Below are 16,242 nucleotides of genomic sequence, written 5' to 3'. Positions count from 1 at the left end.
TTTACACTTTATTAGCAAAAATTATACTACAATGGTATCGATACAAAATATATACACGTATATTGAACTTAAAGTATAAATGCTGCCGGATAAAATATGAAGATATATACTAAAACGGGTGATAAGGGGTTTACATCATTAATAGGAGGAACCCGGGTTGCCAAACACCATATACGAATTGAGAGTTATGGAACTGTTGACGAACTAAATTCCTATATCGGCCTCATCCGCGATCAGGATATTACTGACCATGATAAGGACATATTGAAGCAGATACAGGACAGATTGTTTACTATAGGCTCCTCATTGGCTGCCGATCCGGAAAGATCAAAAATGGTAATCCCCGATCTGTATATGACCGATGTGGAGTTACTGGAACAGGAAATGGATGCCATGAACGAAAAATTGCCTGAATTGCGTCATTTTATTTTGCCAGGCGGAAATAATACCATTTCGTTTTGCCATATTGCAAGATGTATTTGCCGGCGGGCCGAAAGAATAACCGTTCATTTGGCCGAAGAAAGCCCGGTTGATGAAAAAGTGAACATTTATTTGAACAGATTGAGCGATTACCTGTTCACTTTAGCACGTAAGATTGCAAATGAGCATAAAATACCTGAAAATCAATGGATACCCCGCATGTAAAAAATGCGAAAAAAAAACTTGATTTTTCAATTGAAAATATTATACTTTTGCGAAAAAGTTAATTTACTGAAATAAATATAAATAGAGAAACATGTATTGGACACTTGAACTGGCATCTCACCTTGAAGATGCGCCCTGGCCCGCAACAAAGGATGAATTAATTGATTATGCTATCCGTTCAGGAGCTCCTGTTGAGGTTATTGAAAACCTGCAGGCACTAGAAGACGATGGTGAACCGTATGAAAATATCGAGGAAATATGGCCTGATTATCCGACAAAAGACGATTTCTTTTTTAACGAAGACGAATATTAGCAACATTAAAAGCCCTCTTACGGAGGGCTTTTTTTATGGATATCGCATTTTGGAATGATTTTAGTAATAAACCTAAAATATTTATCACTTAAAACATATCAAAATGAGAGGTCTATTGTACATTATCGCCGTTATCCTGGTAATAGGATGGATATTTGGGTTTTTCTTTGGTCATGCCACCGGACTGATCCACATTTTATTGGTTATAGCTATTATAGCTGTACTTTTAGGAATTATCCGCAGGGCATAGCAATTACCTGCTCATGCAATTAAGATTTTAAGCCAATGGCCTCAGGCCGTTGGCTTTTTATTTAAAAGCAGTTCTGCAATGGCAATATCTTCCGGAAAAGTGATCTTAATATTTTGAGGACTGCCTTCGGTGAGATGTACCTCGACACCATATGGTTCAACTACGCTGGCATCATCTGTAAAACTTTCGTTATAGGGCTGTTCGTAAGCTTTTTTTAACAAATCTGCTTTAAACGTTTGCGGGGTTTGTATCAGATAGATCTGATCTCTCAATAGGCTTACAGATCTGCCATTGATCAGTTGCCTCACCGAATCGCGGCTTTTAACGGCCGTAACCGCATTGCCATGTTCCCGGGCGTACTGATATGAGGTTTCGATAATATGATTGCTGGTAAGTGGCCGTACGGCATCGTGAACGGCTACCAGAGTGCTGTCATCGGCAGGTATCTGATGAAGCCCGTTCCTGACAGAATGAAAGCGTGTTTCGCCGCCAATTACTAAAGTGTGGGGCGTATCAAATTGATGGGTGTGGCAAAGCTCTTTCCAGTAATCATGATAGGCGCCCGGTAAAACTAAAATGATATTAGGTTTTATAGCCGATTGGGTAAAAGCCTTTATAGTATGCATTAAAACAGGTAAGCCGTTAAGCAACAAGAATTGCTTTGGAACAGCTGATTGCATCCGGGTGCCTGTACCGCCCGCTACTATAATGGCGTAGTTTTTATTAGATGTGAGATGTGAGATATGAGATATGAGATTTTGATCGTCCATAAAATTTACCCAAATCTAAGGCAAAAAAAATGAGATACAAGAAAGTCTCATATCTCAAATCTTATATCCCATATCTAAACTTAGATGATCAGCATGGCATCGCCATAGCTGTAAAAGCGATATTTTTCTTTAACTGCAACTTCGTAAGCGTTCATTACATGCTCATAACCACCAAATGCCGATACCATCATCAACAAGGTTGATTCCGGTGTGTGGAAATTGGTGATCATGCTGTTGGCAATGCTGAAATCATACGGCGGGAAAATGAACTTGCTTGTCCAGTCGTTAGCGGCTTTCAATGTTTTACCAGCAGATACTGCCGATTCAATGGCACGCATCGAAGTAGTGCCAACGGCACAGATGCGTTTTTTACGCTCGATGCCACGGTTTACGATATCAGCTTGTTTTTGCTCGATAATGAATTGCTCGGAATCCATTTTATGCTTGGTCAAATCTTCCACCTCAACCGGGCGGAAAGTACCTAAACCAACATGCAGGGTAACTTCGGCAAAATCAACACCTTTTAACTCCAGGCGTTTCATGAGCTCGCGACTAAAGTGTAAACCAGCGGTAGGGGCGGCAACAGCGCCTTCGTGCTTGGCAAAAATGGTTTGGTAACGCTCTTTATCTTCGGCAGTAGCCTTGCGTTTAATGTATTTTGGCAGTGGTGTTTCGCCCAGGATCTCCACGTTTCTGCGGAATTCCTCGTCGGTACCATCAAATAAGAAACGGATGGTGCGGCCGCGTGAAGTAGTGTTATCTACAACTTCAGCAATCAGCAGATCGTCGTCACCAAAATATAATTTATTACCTACGCGTATTTTACGGGCCGGATCAACCAGTACATCCCATAAACGTAATTCCTTATTAAGTTCGCGTAATAAAAATACTTCAATTGTGGCGCCTGTTTTTTCTTTATTACCATACAAACGTGCAGGAAATACTTTGGTGTTATTCAGGATCATTACATCCTGATCATCAAAATAATCCAGTACATCTTTAAATATTTTATGCTCAATTTTTCCTGAATCTTTGTGTAAAACCATTAACCGGGCTTCGTCGCGGGTGGCAGATGGGTTGTGTGCTACTAATGATTCGGGTAAATTGAATTTGAATTGAGATAATTTCATGCTTGTATTTATGAATTTTCAGGGCGCAAATGTATGAATTTTTTTTGTTACTTTCACGGATTTTTTTATGAACAACATGATTTGGATATTATTCAGTTTATATATAAAAAGAATGTAACTTAACAGCTGTAATATCGTCTAAAAAACTAAATATTCCACACCGGTATATTTTTTACAAAAATATTCGCCATTGCGGTTTATAAGTCGGTGTAGCAGAATAATTAACCATCGAGATCAAAATAAGTTGTATGTTATTTTTAAAACTTTTCAGAGAAAGCTTTTTGTTTGCTTATGATGCGCTAAGGCAAAATAAGTTGCGCACCATGCTTTCCTTACTTGGTGTAACCATTGGCATATTCACGATCATCGCGGTTTTTTCGGCTGTAGACACCTTGCGTAATAATCTGCAAAAGAGTGTTGATAAACTGGGTAATAATAGTGTTTACATCCAAAAATGGCCCTGGGTTGGCGGCAGTGATTTTCCGTGGTGGAAATACTTACAGCGCCCGGTACCCAAGCTGCGCAATTTTGAGGAGCTGCAGCGCCGAAGCCAAACCGCCGAAGCATTATCATACGAAGTATCAATAGATAACCGTACCATTAAGTATAAAAGTAATACCGTTGAAGGGGCACAAATAGATGCCGCATCAAAAGATCATGATAAAACCTGGAACTTTGATTTTGCGAGCGGCAGGTATTTTACTGAAATGGAATCGAAAACGGGAGCGCCGGTTGTTAATATTGGCTTTGATATTGCCGAAAACCTGTTTCCGGCAGGTGATGCTGTTGGTAAACAGATCAAAGTATTAAATCGTTATGTTACAGTGGTAGGTGTGTTTTCAAAACAAGGAAAGGACATGCTGGGCATATCAACAGATAAAGAGGTTTTGTTACCGCTTAATTTTGCGCACAACCTGATTGATGTACAAGCTGAAAAATATGGCCCGCAAATTATTGTAAGGGGTAAAAAAGGTATCCCGGTTGACGATGTGGAAAGCGAGCTGCGGGGATTAATGCGCTCGATCATGAGCCTGCGTCCCGGACAGGAAGATAACTTTTCGCTAAACCGCACCACAATGCTTACCAATGCCCTGGACGATCTTTTCAGTATCGTAAATAAAGGAGGCTTTATTATCGGTTTGTTCTCGATGCTGGTGGGTGGTTTTGGTATAGCTAATATCATGTTTGTATCAGTAAAAGAGCGTACCAATATTATAGGCATTCAGAAATCGCTGGGTGCTAAAAACTATTTTATACTTCTCCAATTTTTGATCGAATCCATTGTGCTTTGTTTGTTGGGAGGTTTAGTAGGACTTTTACTGGTGTATTTTTCAACCTTCGGGGCCAAAGCGCTATTTGATGTACAGGTAGTGCTGGATATCAACAATATTTTAAAGGGTTTAGGTTTTTCTTTGGGAATAGGTGTAATTTCGGGCATTATTCCGGCGTACTCCGCTTCAAGGCTTGATCCTGTTGAAGCCATACGCACAAATTAATTACCGATATGAAGATCAATCTTTTCAACAGTACTTTATTTGCTGGCCTCATTATAACTGTAGCCGCCTGTAAACAAGCTAATAAACCCACACAGGAAACAACAGAAAAACCAGATAGTTCCAAAACTATCGTAGCTAAAGTAGCAGATACATCAAACACCGCTGATGTATTTAATAATTATATAGGTCTCAAAAATCAGTTTCTGAGATCAAATGTAAAGGGTATTAAGAGTACTGCCGGTATGCTGGAGGATAAACTGGCCGGCATAAAAGGTTGTACCGAAACGGCTGCGCTTGCTCATCAGATAGCAACAAGCGATGATATCAAAGCACAACGCGACGCGTTTTTGATATTAAGCAAAGACGTCATTGGTCTTTTAAAAGGTGCCAGGTTCAAATCAGCTCCCATATATGTTGATTTTTGCCCAATGGCTGATGGTGGCAAAGGCGGCTACTGGCTATCGGTAAACAAAGCCATCGAAAATCCCTATTTTCCTGAGCATATGAAAACCTGCGGACAGGTTAAAGAGCAGATCAATTAAATTTCAGTATAAGTATCAAGTAGTTAGTATCAAGTATCAAGACGATTTTTGCTTTGTACTAAGGGGATTTTAAGAATCTCGACACCGACTATTTGATACTTAAATTATGACTGCGATGGCTGAGCATCGGGAATTTCAAAAATCCTGATACTCGATACCAGCTACTTGATACTAAAATTAAGACCGCTGCAGTTCTGCATTCGGAAATTTCAAAAATCTTGAAACTTGATACTGACTACTTGATACTAAATGATAGATTTGCACATAAAATTTACAAACAGTAAACGATCTGGATGGTTATAACACACAGATTTAATTACATTTGTTGCAACAATTATTTTCTATGTCGGATACAGCACAACTAAAGATTGGTGATAAAACATTTGACCTCCCGGTAATTGAGGGTACAGAAGGTGAAAAAGCTATTGATATTTCAAAACTCCGGGATCAAAGCGGTTATGTAACGCTGGATATCGGCTATAAAAATACAGGTGCTACCAAAAGTGCCATCACTTTTTTAGATGGAGAAAAAGGCATATTAAAATATCGTGGCTACCCGATTGAGCAACTGGCCGAAAACGCCAGCTTCATTGAAGTAGCTTATCTGCTTATTTACGGCGAATTGCCAAGTGAGCAGCAGCTTACCGATTTTCAATACCAGATAAGCCGCCATACGCTGGTTCATGAGGATATGAAAAAGTTTTTTGATGGTTTTCCGTCAAAATCACATCCAATGGGGCAGTTGTCATCATTGATTGGCGCTTTGGCTGCTTTCAATCCGGAATCATTAAAACAAGGTCTTTCGACCGAGGAAGTTAACCTGGAGATCATAAAACTATTGGCTAAAATGAGCACGGTAGTATCATGGATCTACAAAAAATCATTGGGCCATCCGGTTGTGTATCCTCAAAATAAATACGACTATGTAACCAACTTCCTGTACATGACCTTTGCCGAACGTACGGAAGATTATAAGGTTGACAGGGTAGTGGTTGATGTAATGAATAAATTACTTATCCTGCATGCCGATCATGAGCAAAACTGTTCAACATCAACGGTACGTATAGTAGGTTCGTCTGATGCTAACTTGTACGCTTCAATTTCTGCCGGTATATCTGCATTATGGGGCCCGCTTCATGGTGGTGCTAACCAGGCGGTTATCGAGATGCTGGAGAAGATCAAGAACGATGGCGGCGATACTGATAAATGGATAGCCAAAGCAAAAGATAAAAATGATCCGTTCCGTTTGATGGGATTTGGTCACCGTGTATATAAAAATTTCGACCCGCGTGCCAAGATCATCAAAAAGGCCTGCGACGATATATTAGAGAAACTGGGCATCAATGACGAGGTTCTGGAAATAGCCAAAAAGCTGGAAGAAGTAGCCCTGAAGGATCCATATTTTGTGGAGCGTAAGTTATACCCGAACGTTGATTTTTACTCAGGCATCATTTACCGTGCATTAGGTTTCCCAACCGAAATGTTCACTGTACTGTTTGCTCTGGGCCGTTTACCGGGATGGATAGCGCAATGGAAAGAAATGAAAGAAAATAAAGAGCCTATCGGTCGCCCGCGCCAGATCTACACCGGCGATACTGATAAGGAATATGTTGACGTGAAAAAAAGATAAATTTTTGGTTCATAGATCATAGTTGATGGTTCATAGTTCATGGTCTTCAACTATTAAAAATAGCGATGATTAAGTCATCGCTATTTTTTTTCAAGTCATTCGAAGTCTCTGACTTTGAATGAATATGTTTGTAGTTTGCAAGTGAGGATGACAAATTTGTTTCCGACTGCCTTCAGACGGTTATCTATGAACCATCAACTATGATCCATGAACTACCATGAACCACATGACCATAGAGGAAATATTAAAACAGTACTGGAACCACGATAGTTTCCGGCCTATGCAGGCCGAGATCATCAAATCTGTTTTATTGGGGCGCGATACTTTGGCTTTATTACCTACCGGTGGCGGTAAATCTGTTTGTTTCCAGGTGCCAGCGTTGGCTAAAGAGGGGATCTGTATTGTAGTATCGCCGCTGATAGCCCTGATGAAAGACCAGGTAGAAAACCTGAAGGCTAAAGGCATCAACGCGGTATCCATCGTGTCGGGCATGGGTTTACGGGAGATAGACCTGGCACTGGATAATTGTGTTTACGGTTCGGTTAAATTCCTGTATCTGTCACCCGAGCGTTTATTGTCTGAACTGGTGCGAGAGCGGATCCGGTATATGAAAGTAAACCTGATCGCTGTTGATGAGGCGCACTGTATATCACAATGGGGATATGATTTCCGCCCGCCATACCTGCATATTGCCGATCTGCGGGAATTACACCCCACAGTACCCGTATTAGCTCTTACAGCCACCGCTACGGCTGAAGTGAAGGATGATATTCAGCAGAAATTATTATTCAAAGACGGAGTTGTTTACCAGCAAAGTTTTGAACGCCGAAACATCAGCTATGTAGTACAAAATGCCGAAAATAAGTTGCAAAAGATGCTGGATATCGCCCGCGGTATAAAAGGCAGCGGCATTGTTTATGTACGCAGCCGGCGAGATGCTGCAGATATTGCCAAATTTTACAACGAAAATGGTCTCAAAGCTGATTATTATCATGCCGGCTTATCCATGGATCAGCGGGCCGAAAAACAGGAAAGCTGGAAAAATAACCGTACGCGTATCATTGTAGCCACCAACGCGTTTGGTATGGGCATTGATAAGCCTGACGTGCGTTTTGTGATCCATAAAGATATGCCCGAAAGCCTGGAGGCCTATTATCAGGAAGGTGGCCGCGCCGGCCGCGACGAGCAAAAAGCCTACGCTGTTTTACTATATACCCATTCCGACCGGCTAAGGCAGGAAAAAATGTTTGTGCTAAATTTTCCGTCGGTAGATGAGATCAAACATGTGTACCATTGCCTGGCTAATTATTATCAGCTGGCTTATGGTGCGGGTGAGGGTCTGAGCTTTGACCTTGACCTGGGCGATTTTTGTGGTCGCTTTAAGCTTGATGCGGTGAAAACGCTCAATGCACTCAAATTTTTGGAAAAAGACGAATACCTTTCATTCAACGAAAGTGTGTTTCTGCCGTCACGTTTCCGGTTCGAGGTGGTTAACGAAGTGTTGTATAATTTCCAGATACAGAATGCAGGTTGGGACCCTTTTATAAAAACGCTGCTGCGCTCATATGGCGGCTCATTTGAAAATTATGTACGCTTAAAGGAGTATGACCTGTCGCGCCGCACTAACCTGAATGTTCAGCAGGTGATTGACGGATTAATGCAGCTACAGAGCTTTGGGCTCATTAGCTATTTACAGCAGACAGATCAGCCGCAGGTAACCTATTTAAAGCCGCGCCAGCAAGCTGATCGTCTTTTTATTAACAAAAAATATATAGAGGAGCGCAAGCAAACCTATCGTCAAAAAATGGAAGCGGTTTTTGCTTACGCTACAGCAAAAAAATGCCGCAGCCAGATGTTACTGGCTTATTTTGACGAAGCCAATGCCCGTAAATGCGGCGTTTGTGATATTTGCCTGGAGGAGAAACGCCAGAAAAATGCCGACGAGATATTTGATAATATCATCCACGAAATTATACAATTGCTTGGCATATCCACCCCGGATATAGGTACGCTGATAAATACCATTAACGTAGGTACCGAAAAAGAAAAGATGGAAACCATCCGCCTGTTGCTGGATGCTGGCAAAATAAAAACCGACGGCGAAAAGTACTACCTGGCATAAGAAGTGATGAGTTATAAGTCTTGACTTTTGTGTTTTAGGTGATATGTTTTATTCTTGTTTTGGTGGTATTTGCCTCGTCAACCCACAGACTTACAAAATCAGCTCTTTTTCTTCACCGTTTTCACCGACAACATTCTTTTGTTTACCGACAAAATCCCGGCGTACAACTATTACAGGCCATATTGCTGTAACGTTTTTTTAGTGCGATCGTCATATTGATGTATTTAAAATAACAATATTAATCAACTGACAATCAAAATATTAAAATCATGAAAACTTTAGCAATCACCCTTTTTACTGTAGCAGCTATAGTATTTGGAATTGGAAATCAAGCACAAGCCACTGTTAACACAAACAACAACAAAGGCATCGTTTTAACCGACATCACCAGAATCAACCAGATCGAAGTTTACGGCAATGTTCAGGTATATGTATCCAACGGAACAGCCGACGAAGTAAAGGTTTACAATCGTTATTATGCCGAAAGCGCATTGGTACAAGCAAAGAATGGTGTGTTACGTATATCATCTTATAACAAGGCCGAAAAGTTAGTGGTTTGGGTAACCGCGAAACAACTTTCAGGCATCACTGCTTATGACAATGCCAACATCAGCTCATTCGGTAACTTTTCTGCCATTGAACTGGATGTAAAACTATACAACAACGCATCTGCCACTTTAAAATTAGATGTTTACAGCGCACATGTTACCATGAACGATAAAGCCTGTGCTAATCTGAGCGGTACTGTTAATGAATACAGCTTAAACCGCAGCTATGGCTCAAGTGTAAACGGATCAACCCTGGTAGCCGAACACACCACCGAAGTATTGAATGGTGCAAAAGTTAAAGCTGACGAGTATGCAGGTTTATAATCACCATAACAGCAGGCTAACCACCGAACAAAGCCACCTGAAGCCGGGTGGCTTTGTCTTTTTATAGCTATTTACCTTCTATTAGTTTTTCAACAACATAAGGTGCGATGATCTTACTGGCGCCTTCAGGATCAGGGTGCAGGCCGTCAGGTACATATTTCAAATATTCTTCTTTTCCTTTATCCAATATGGCTTTCCAATGCGGGTAATGATCTATCAGTAAAAGCTTTCGTTTTTTGGCAACCTGGCGATAGAGGTCATAATAGCTATTCAGCTCGGGTCTGTCGGCCGCTGGTTCCATAAACAACCAGGATTTGGGATTTACCCGCCTGCAGATTTTTAACCAGCCGCGTTTGCGCCGAAACCGCTGCTGAAAATAACATCAGAAAAATGATGAATAGATTTAATGAATTAAAATGGGATTTCATACGTTTACTTGACAGCAAAACTTCTTAAAGTTTTATTTTAACACTTTTTTAACTAAAAGAGGGGTGGAAATCATTCAAAAATTATCGAAAATTTATTCAAAATCATCGATTTTAACACTTTTTAACAAATTTTAACATGGTTTTGAAAACTTTAAAAAGTATTAAATTATTGATGGTTAGTGAAATATTTACAAACGGTTAGTTTTTGGCCTTGTTTTTTCCTTAACTAAACAGCCCGCTTGTCTTCTGAAAAGACAAGCGGGCTGTTTAGTTATATAAATATACGGAAAATTAGCGTCAACTCAAATACTTGTTTTTTTTATTTCCGCCCCGCAGGAGGGTGTGCTATGTTATATAATTCTTTCATCTTTTCCAAAACCAGATCCACGCGCTGTGGTACCGTAGTATCGCCGCGTATCTCTAAAACGGGAGAGCTTACCTGCTTTAACCAGTTTTCGTGTACCTGTAGGGTGCGACCCTGGGTAGTATTATCGTCATATCCTTTGGCCCATTTAATAAATGCCTGGTAATTGGCCGCACGTTCGGGATCGGTAAAAATAGCTTCGCCGTAGCGTTCCAGTTCGCGGTTATGCAATCGCTGCATACGGATGTGGTGAGGGATATATAAAAACACTACCAGGTCAAACATATCCAGCCATACAGGTCCCCAGCTTACCATCGATCCGGTGAGTATCCAGTTTGAGTTACTGTTAACATCGTGCATCATCATAGCATTCCGCAATTCCGGATCACGCCTTACGGTAAAAGGTTGTTCGCTTGTCTCCCAGAAATATTTGTCGCTGTCAAATAGCGGATAGTTCAATTGTTGGGCAAGGGCGGCACCTAAAGTTGTGGAGCCGGCACATGATGCGCCCATGATGTGTATTTTCATATGTTGGTAGTGGTGAGTGGTGAGTGGTGAGTGGTGAATGGTGAATGGTGAGTAGTGAGTGGTGAATGGTGAGGGGTGAGTGGTGAACTGATTTTCTGTTCTTATTTTCCTTACATAGAACTGACCCTCACTACTCACTACTTCACCACTCACCCCTCACCACTTCATATCCTCCCGTAGTGGCTTGCGTTAATATTGGTTTGTTTTTTAAAATAGTTGGATAGATGGCTTACGTCGGTGAAACCAAATTCTTCGGCTATCTGGCTCAGAGTAGAAGTTTTGTTGCCGATACGGATCTCGATCAGCTTAACCCGGTACCCATTGATATAATCGCGGTAGCTGATATCAAAATTCCGTTTAAACCAGGCACTGAAATAACTGGTAGCGATATTAAAATGCGCGGCTACATTTTTGATCAGGATGTTTTCAGGTTCGTAAATATGCTGATGGATATAGGATATCAACTCCTGTTTACCCGGCGGACAATTAACTAATTGCGCGTCGATACGGCCCAATGCTTGTGTTATTAAGCCAAAGAGCGACAATATCTGATAAAAGATATAGGGACAGGTGGCTATATCTGTTGACCCATTGTAGGTGGTAATATTATCAATGGTACTCCTTAAAATGGTTTTAAAGGGTTCGTCAAAGGTGAGTTTGATCTCTTTTAGCAGTTTGTGACGCATCAGATCCTGCGGACTGAAAACGATACCTACATGCGGGATAGACTGATTCTGCGAACTGAAAAACTCATCGGTAAATTTGATCAGTGTAACGCAGGTGTATTTTTTATAGTCGAAACAGTGTTCATCCTCCGGGCATATTAAAAACAGATCTCCTGTTTTATAGGGCAAGCGGTTTTGATTAAGGATGTGTGTGCCCGATCCTTTTTGCACATAAATAATTTCATAATAAGTATGGCTGTGCCGGGATTGTATCATGCCCTCGCCTTCCACATTGCAAATTACCAGGGGCGCAAATTGCTTTTTCTTCATGTCGTAAATTTACAATTATATCGCCCCTATGTACAACAATTGTACGTGCATATATTTTTTTCTTTGAAATAGCTAAACAGTATTTTAATTGAATCACAGTTATGACACACTTCAACCTATCGGCAATAGCCCTTCCCGATGAATTTGTACAATATTGTCATCTGCATCAGTACAACCTGTCGGTTAAAAAAAAGCACATTATAGCACACGTTTTAAAACTGGCCCAGGATGCCGATGTAGATACCCTGTCGAGGGATATCCGCGTTAATGGCGTTAAAGTGAGTACCAGCAGTATTTACCTGGTACTGCAATGGCTTATTGAGCATGGCTTTGTAGTGAAAACAGTGAACGGCCGCAGTGAGGTTTATTACCGGCCGGTAAGTCCAATGGTTAACTGAGAAAAATTATGGCAGTCAATGGCAGTTCTGGCGAAGGGTAGCGTGTAAAGGCCGTTCTGATGGCGACGACTCATCCCGGCGGCATCGCTTTGTTTCAGCCCATAAATGTTGGGAAGATCTGAAAATCTTATTAAAGTATTATTAAGATTAAGCAAGTATGCTCCGTTAGGAGCTATCCATTTGTAGGCAATTCATATACACATTTATACCTGGTAGAGCAATGTCATTAAGTTAAGGAATTTTGCAAGCCCCATAGGGGTTAAAGCTTTGTAGAAAAAATTCGGTTTCTATTCAGTGCCGTAGGTACTGCACTCAGCTTGCATACCTACGGCATGCTGAATACTTAATTTTGCTTTCTACAAAGCTTTTACTCCTACGGAGTATCCTTAACTTAATGACATTGCTCTACGAGGCTACCCTTATACAGTATAGCTGTTTATTTATGGTTGCACCTACGGAGCAAAAGATATTTTATTGGTATGCTACAAACAGGTAGCTCCTAAAGGAGCAAATAAACATAAGAAGAAATGTACAGCTAATATTTATCTTCCAATATTTATGGGCTGGAGCCGAGCGACCGCTGAGTCCCTTATTCCCCTCATCCCACACCTTAATCGGTCATTTCTCCCTTTTATCCCCAAAAATATTTTCGCAGTTCACCGATGTAAATCCCCGGTTCACCGATAAAATAAGGCCGTACATCTAATTGACCTAAAATAGCTGTAACGTTTTAAAAATGGAGGCGTCATATAGATGTATTTAAAAAATAAGGCAATACAATTAATTGACAATCAAAATATTAATATCATGAAAACAAAATTATTCACCATCGCAACTATGTTAGTTTTAGTAGGTGGTATCACCAGCACAACTTATGCAACTGCCCATAATTATAACAATAACAACACCGCTACTGTGGTAAAAGAAGTAAGCAAGATCAGCAAGATCGAGATCCGCGGTAATGTAGAGCTGTTTGTATCTGACGGTTCTGCCGACCAGGTAAAAGTTTACAATCGTTATTATGGCGAAAACGCCCTTGTTCAAAATGAAAACGGTGTATTGCGTATCGCCTCATACAAAGCCGAAAAACTGGTTGTTTGGGTAACCGCTAATGACTTGCGTGCCATCAGCGCTTATGACAATGCACAGGTAAAATCATTTGGTAAATTATCTGCCCTTGAACTGGAAGTTAACCTGCACAATAACTCTACCGCAAACTTAAATGTAGACGCATACACTGCAAATGTTAACCTGAATGATCGTGCAAAAATTGACTTAAGTGGTACAGCTACTATATACAGCTTAAACCACAGCATTACATCAAGCGTAAACAACAACAGCTTTGCTGCCGAAAGCTTTACCGATAAATTGAATGGTATGCCTAAAGTAGATATCGCAGACGAGTTTGCCGGTCTTTAATCCAACTTTTGCAAAAGTTCATCATATATTTCTGAGAAGCTGGCACAAAATGTGGCAGCTTTTTTATTTTTGATGTAACTTCAACCCTTTAAACAACGTCACAAAGTAAAAAATACCCATAAAACTATCATGGGCAAAAAGACCAGATAGCTTTATGACCACAAAAATCTATCATTATGAAAAAAGCAGGTTTAGCTATTGCCATTATCGCGTGCGCATCATTAAGTATCATATCGTCATGTAAGCTTGTTTGCGTGCATGGCTCAGGAAAAATAACTACCGAACAACGCAAGGCCAATGATTTTACCCGGATCGATATATCGGGCGCCTATAAAATTCATTTAAAGCAGGATAGCTCCTTAACTATTTCTATTAGCGGTGATGATAATCTGCTCAAATATGTTTCTACCTCTGTTAATGGTGATAAACTGACCATCAAAACCACCAAAACAATATGTTTGGATGATAGCCTGGTGGTAAACATTGGTATACGCAAACTGGAAGAGCTCAAATCATCGGGAGCGGTAGAGGTTTCATCAACGGGAAAAATAACTACGGGCGATCTGAATATCCACTTATCAGGCGCTACTAAAGTTAATCTTGATCTGAACGCGGCTAATGTAAACAGTCACGGCAGTGGTGTAAGCGAGTTGAATTTAACTGGGCAGGCGGCAACGCACCACGTAGAGTTTAGCGGCGTGGGCAAGATTAACGCTTTTGATTTTGTGGTTGGCGAATACACCATTAATTCATCGGGTGCGAGCCATTGCAAGATCAACGTTTTAAAAACACTGAATGTACACTCATCAGGCGCATCAGAGATCAGGTATAAAGGTTCGCCTACAACGGTTAACAATGATAAGTCGGGCGCATCGAGCATTGAAAAAGTCGATTAAATAGTTATTACTATTTTGTAAAAAGCAGGGGCGAAGGTCTCTGCTTTTTTTTGTTGGAGGGCGTTGAAACGACTCACCCGACCGTCGCTTCGCTCGGTCACCCTCTCTCTTCGCCTGCGGCGGAAAGAGGGGATAAAAAAACAAACCAGTTTGTCATCCTGACCGGAGTGAAGAATCTGTTTTGCGATTGAAAAGTTCAATAACAGATGCTTCGTTCCTGCCCATGATAAAATGTTTTTTTACCCTCTTTCCAGCGAAGCTGAAGAGAGGGGCGGCGAGCGCAGCGATGCCGGAGTGAGTCTAAACAGCGTAAATCTACGCTTTATCTTTCCGTGAAAATACGGTGTAAAAGGTTGATTATAAGTTTAAAAAGTTGCTTAGTTTTGCCGCGTCCCTATTTACCCTATCATGAAAAAAATCTTAAAGTTTGCAGGCTATATGGTAATAGCCATTGTTTTAATAGCAGTAGCCGGTATAAGCTATATTACCTTGGCCTTGCCCAATGTTGGCGAACCCGAAAATATTAAAGTGGAAGCTACGCCAGAGCGTTTGGAGCGTGGTAAATACCTGGCCAATCACGTAACGGTTTGTGTTGATTGCCACTCCACCCGCGACTGGAGCATACTCGCAGGACCGGTGAAAGCGGAGTCGTTAGGAGCAGGCGGCGAAAAGTTTGATGCTAATGTTAGTTTCCCGGGTTCGGTTTATGTGCCCAATATTACCCCGTATCATTTAAAAAACTGGACCGACGGCGAATTGTTCCGGGCTATTACCACGGGAGTTAAGAAAGATGGATCGGCCATATTCCCGATCATGCCCTGGGAAGCATATTCCAAAATGAGCCGGGAAGATGTTTATTCCATCATTGCTTATCTGCGTACGCTAAAATCGCAAAAAACAGACTACCCTGAGCGTAAACTTGATTTTCCGCTGAATATACTGGTACATACCATGCCGGCAAAAGCTACGCTGGGTACAGTGCCCGATCAGCATGATACGCTGGCCTATGGCGCTTACCTGGTGCGGATAGCTGCCTGTAAAGATTGCCACAGCCAGGCCAACAAAGGTAAAATAATTGAAGGATTGGAATTTGCCGGCGGGCATGAATATACTTTGCCAAATGGGGGTACCATACGGTCGTCAAACATTACGGCTGATAAAGAAACCGGCATAGGCAGCTGGACAAAGGCGCAGTTTTTAAGTCGATTTACACAGTATGCCGATAGTACCCATAAACAGGTTGCTGTAAAACGCAATGAATATCAAACCATTATGCCCTGGTACAGGTACGGCACCATGAAAGTAACTGATCTGGAGGCTATATATGCTTATATTAAAACCATAAAGCCTGTAAAAAACAAGGTTGATAAATTTACTCCGGCAGAATTGCGTGATTAAATTGGCAACTTGTTCAGATTATATTAAATAGGCCTGAAATTATTTC

17 protein-coding genes are annotated in these 16,242 nt (G+C 41.1%); 12 read left to right on the top strand and 5 right to left on the bottom strand.

From position 1 onward, the window contains the following. The first annotated feature begins 96 nt into the window (after positions 1–96). From AB6735_RS02390 to AB6735_RS02380, 3 genes are all read left to right on the top strand, one after another. Positions 97–645, top strand: a complete 549-nt coding sequence (locus AB6735_RS02390; protein ID WP_370994220.1) for a cob(I)yrinic acid a,c-diamide adenosyltransferase — start codon at positions 97–99, stop codon at positions 643–645. Positions 646–736: 91 nt separating this feature from the next. Then, positions 737–958 carry a DUF2795 domain-containing protein gene (locus AB6735_RS02385; RefSeq protein ID WP_002996718.1) on the top strand — a complete coding sequence of 74 codons (222 nt, stop codon included), beginning with the start codon at positions 737–739 and terminating at the stop codon, positions 956–958. 103 nt (positions 959–1,061) lie between these two features. After that, positions 1,062–1,208 carry a lmo0937 family membrane protein gene (locus AB6735_RS02380; RefSeq protein ID WP_143013900.1) on the top strand — a complete coding sequence of 49 codons (147 nt, stop codon included), beginning with the start codon at positions 1,062–1,064 and terminating at the stop codon, positions 1,206–1,208. Positions 1,209–1,249: 41 nt separating this feature from the next. On the opposite strand, the gene AB6735_RS02375 is transcribed toward AB6735_RS02380, so the two are convergent. Both AB6735_RS02375 and queA read right to left on the bottom strand, forming a co-directional pair. Further along, positions 1,250–1,978 carry a 2-C-methyl-D-erythritol 4-phosphate cytidylyltransferase gene (locus AB6735_RS02375; protein ID WP_370994219.1) on the bottom strand — a complete coding sequence of 243 codons (729 nt, stop codon included), beginning with the start codon at positions 1,976–1,978 and terminating at the stop codon, positions 1,250–1,252. An 80-nt stretch (positions 1,979–2,058) separates the two neighbouring features. After that, positions 2,059–3,108 (bottom strand): tRNA preQ1(34) S-adenosylmethionine ribosyltransferase-isomerase QueA, encoded by a 1,050-nt coding sequence (gene queA / locus AB6735_RS02370; RefSeq protein WP_090468721.1) that lies wholly within the window; start codon positions 3,106–3,108, stop codon positions 2,059–2,061. Positions 3,109–3,356: 248 nt separating this feature from the next. On the opposite strand from queA, the gene AB6735_RS02365 reads away from it, so the two are divergent. The 5 genes from AB6735_RS02365 (at position 3,357) to AB6735_RS02345 (ending at position 9,770) form a co-directional block, all read left to right on the top strand. Then, positions 3,357–4,604, top strand: a complete 1,248-nt coding sequence (locus AB6735_RS02365) for an ABC transporter permease (RefSeq protein ID WP_370994218.1) — start codon at positions 3,357–3,359, stop codon at positions 4,602–4,604. Positions 4,605–4,612: 8 nt separating this feature from the next. After that, positions 4,613–5,146: a DUF3347 domain-containing protein gene (locus AB6735_RS02360; RefSeq protein ID WP_370994217.1), complete on the top strand. Its 534-nt coding sequence runs from the start codon at positions 4,613–4,615 to the stop codon at positions 5,144–5,146. 343 nt (positions 5,147–5,489) lie between these two features. Beyond that, the gene (locus AB6735_RS02355) at positions 5,490–6,776 is read left to right on the top strand and encodes a citrate synthase (RefSeq protein WP_370994216.1); all 1,287 of its coding nucleotides are present in this window, start codon (positions 5,490–5,492) and stop codon (positions 6,774–6,776) included. Positions 6,777–7,002: 226 nt separating this feature from the next. Continuing rightward, positions 7,003–8,898: an ATP-dependent DNA helicase RecQ gene (locus AB6735_RS02350; protein WP_370994215.1), complete on the top strand. Its 1,896-nt coding sequence runs from the start codon at positions 7,003–7,005 to the stop codon at positions 8,896–8,898. 269 nt (positions 8,899–9,167) lie between these two features. Beyond that, positions 9,168–9,770, top strand: a complete 603-nt coding sequence (locus tag AB6735_RS02345; RefSeq protein WP_370994214.1) for a GIN domain-containing protein — start codon at positions 9,168–9,170, stop codon at positions 9,768–9,770. A gap of 67 nt (positions 9,771–9,837) precedes the next feature. Here the strand turns inward: AB6735_RS02345 and AB6735_RS02340 are convergent, their stop codons facing one another. The 3 genes from AB6735_RS02340 to AB6735_RS02330 all read right to left on the bottom strand — a co-directional run bounded on the left by AB6735_RS02340 (position 9,838) and on the right by AB6735_RS02330 (position 12,085). Further along, positions 9,838–10,071 carry a hypothetical protein gene (locus AB6735_RS02340; protein ID WP_370994212.1) on the bottom strand — a complete coding sequence of 78 codons (234 nt, stop codon included), beginning with the start codon at positions 10,069–10,071 and terminating at the stop codon, positions 9,838–9,840. A 446-nt stretch (positions 10,072–10,517) separates the two neighbouring features. Beyond that, positions 10,518–11,090, bottom strand: coding sequence for an adenylate kinase (locus AB6735_RS02335; protein ID WP_370994211.1), 573 nt, complete (start codon positions 11,088–11,090; stop codon positions 10,518–10,520). A 164-nt stretch (positions 11,091–11,254) separates the two neighbouring features. Continuing rightward, the gene (locus AB6735_RS02330; RefSeq protein ID WP_370994210.1) at positions 11,255–12,085 is read right to left on the bottom strand and encodes a helix-turn-helix domain-containing protein; all 831 of its coding nucleotides are present in this window, start codon (positions 12,083–12,085) and stop codon (positions 11,255–11,257) included. Positions 12,086–12,186: 101 nt separating this feature from the next. On the opposite strand from AB6735_RS02330, the gene AB6735_RS02325 reads away from it, so the two are divergent. The 4 genes from AB6735_RS02325 to AB6735_RS02310 all read left to right on the top strand — a co-directional run bounded on the left by AB6735_RS02325 (position 12,187) and on the right by AB6735_RS02310 (position 16,196). After that, on the top strand, positions 12,187–12,483 hold the full coding sequence (locus AB6735_RS02325; RefSeq protein ID WP_370994209.1) for a hypothetical protein: 297 nt from the start codon (positions 12,187–12,189) through the stop codon (positions 12,481–12,483). A gap of 807 nt (positions 12,484–13,290) precedes the next feature. Next, the gene (locus tag AB6735_RS02320) at positions 13,291–13,902 is read left to right on the top strand and encodes a GIN domain-containing protein (protein WP_370994208.1); all 612 of its coding nucleotides are present in this window, start codon (positions 13,291–13,293) and stop codon (positions 13,900–13,902) included. A gap of 176 nt (positions 13,903–14,078) precedes the next feature. After that, positions 14,079–14,798, top strand: a complete 720-nt coding sequence (locus AB6735_RS02315) for a head GIN domain-containing protein (protein WP_370994207.1) — start codon at positions 14,079–14,081, stop codon at positions 14,796–14,798. Positions 14,799–15,206: 408 nt separating this feature from the next. Beyond that, positions 15,207–16,196 carry a cytochrome c gene (locus AB6735_RS02310; protein WP_370994206.1) on the top strand — a complete coding sequence of 330 codons (990 nt, stop codon included), beginning with the start codon at positions 15,207–15,209 and terminating at the stop codon, positions 16,194–16,196. The last annotated feature ends 46 nt before the right edge of the window (positions 16,197–16,242 follow it).

Origin of the sequence: Mucilaginibacter sp. RCC_168, assembly GCF_041355315.1 — a bacterium.
GTDB lineage: Bacteria > Bacteroidota > Bacteroidia > Sphingobacteriales > Sphingobacteriaceae > Mucilaginibacter.
The sequence above is the reverse complement of the archived record's forward strand: the minus strand, read 5'-3'. Positions and strand labels throughout refer to the sequence as shown.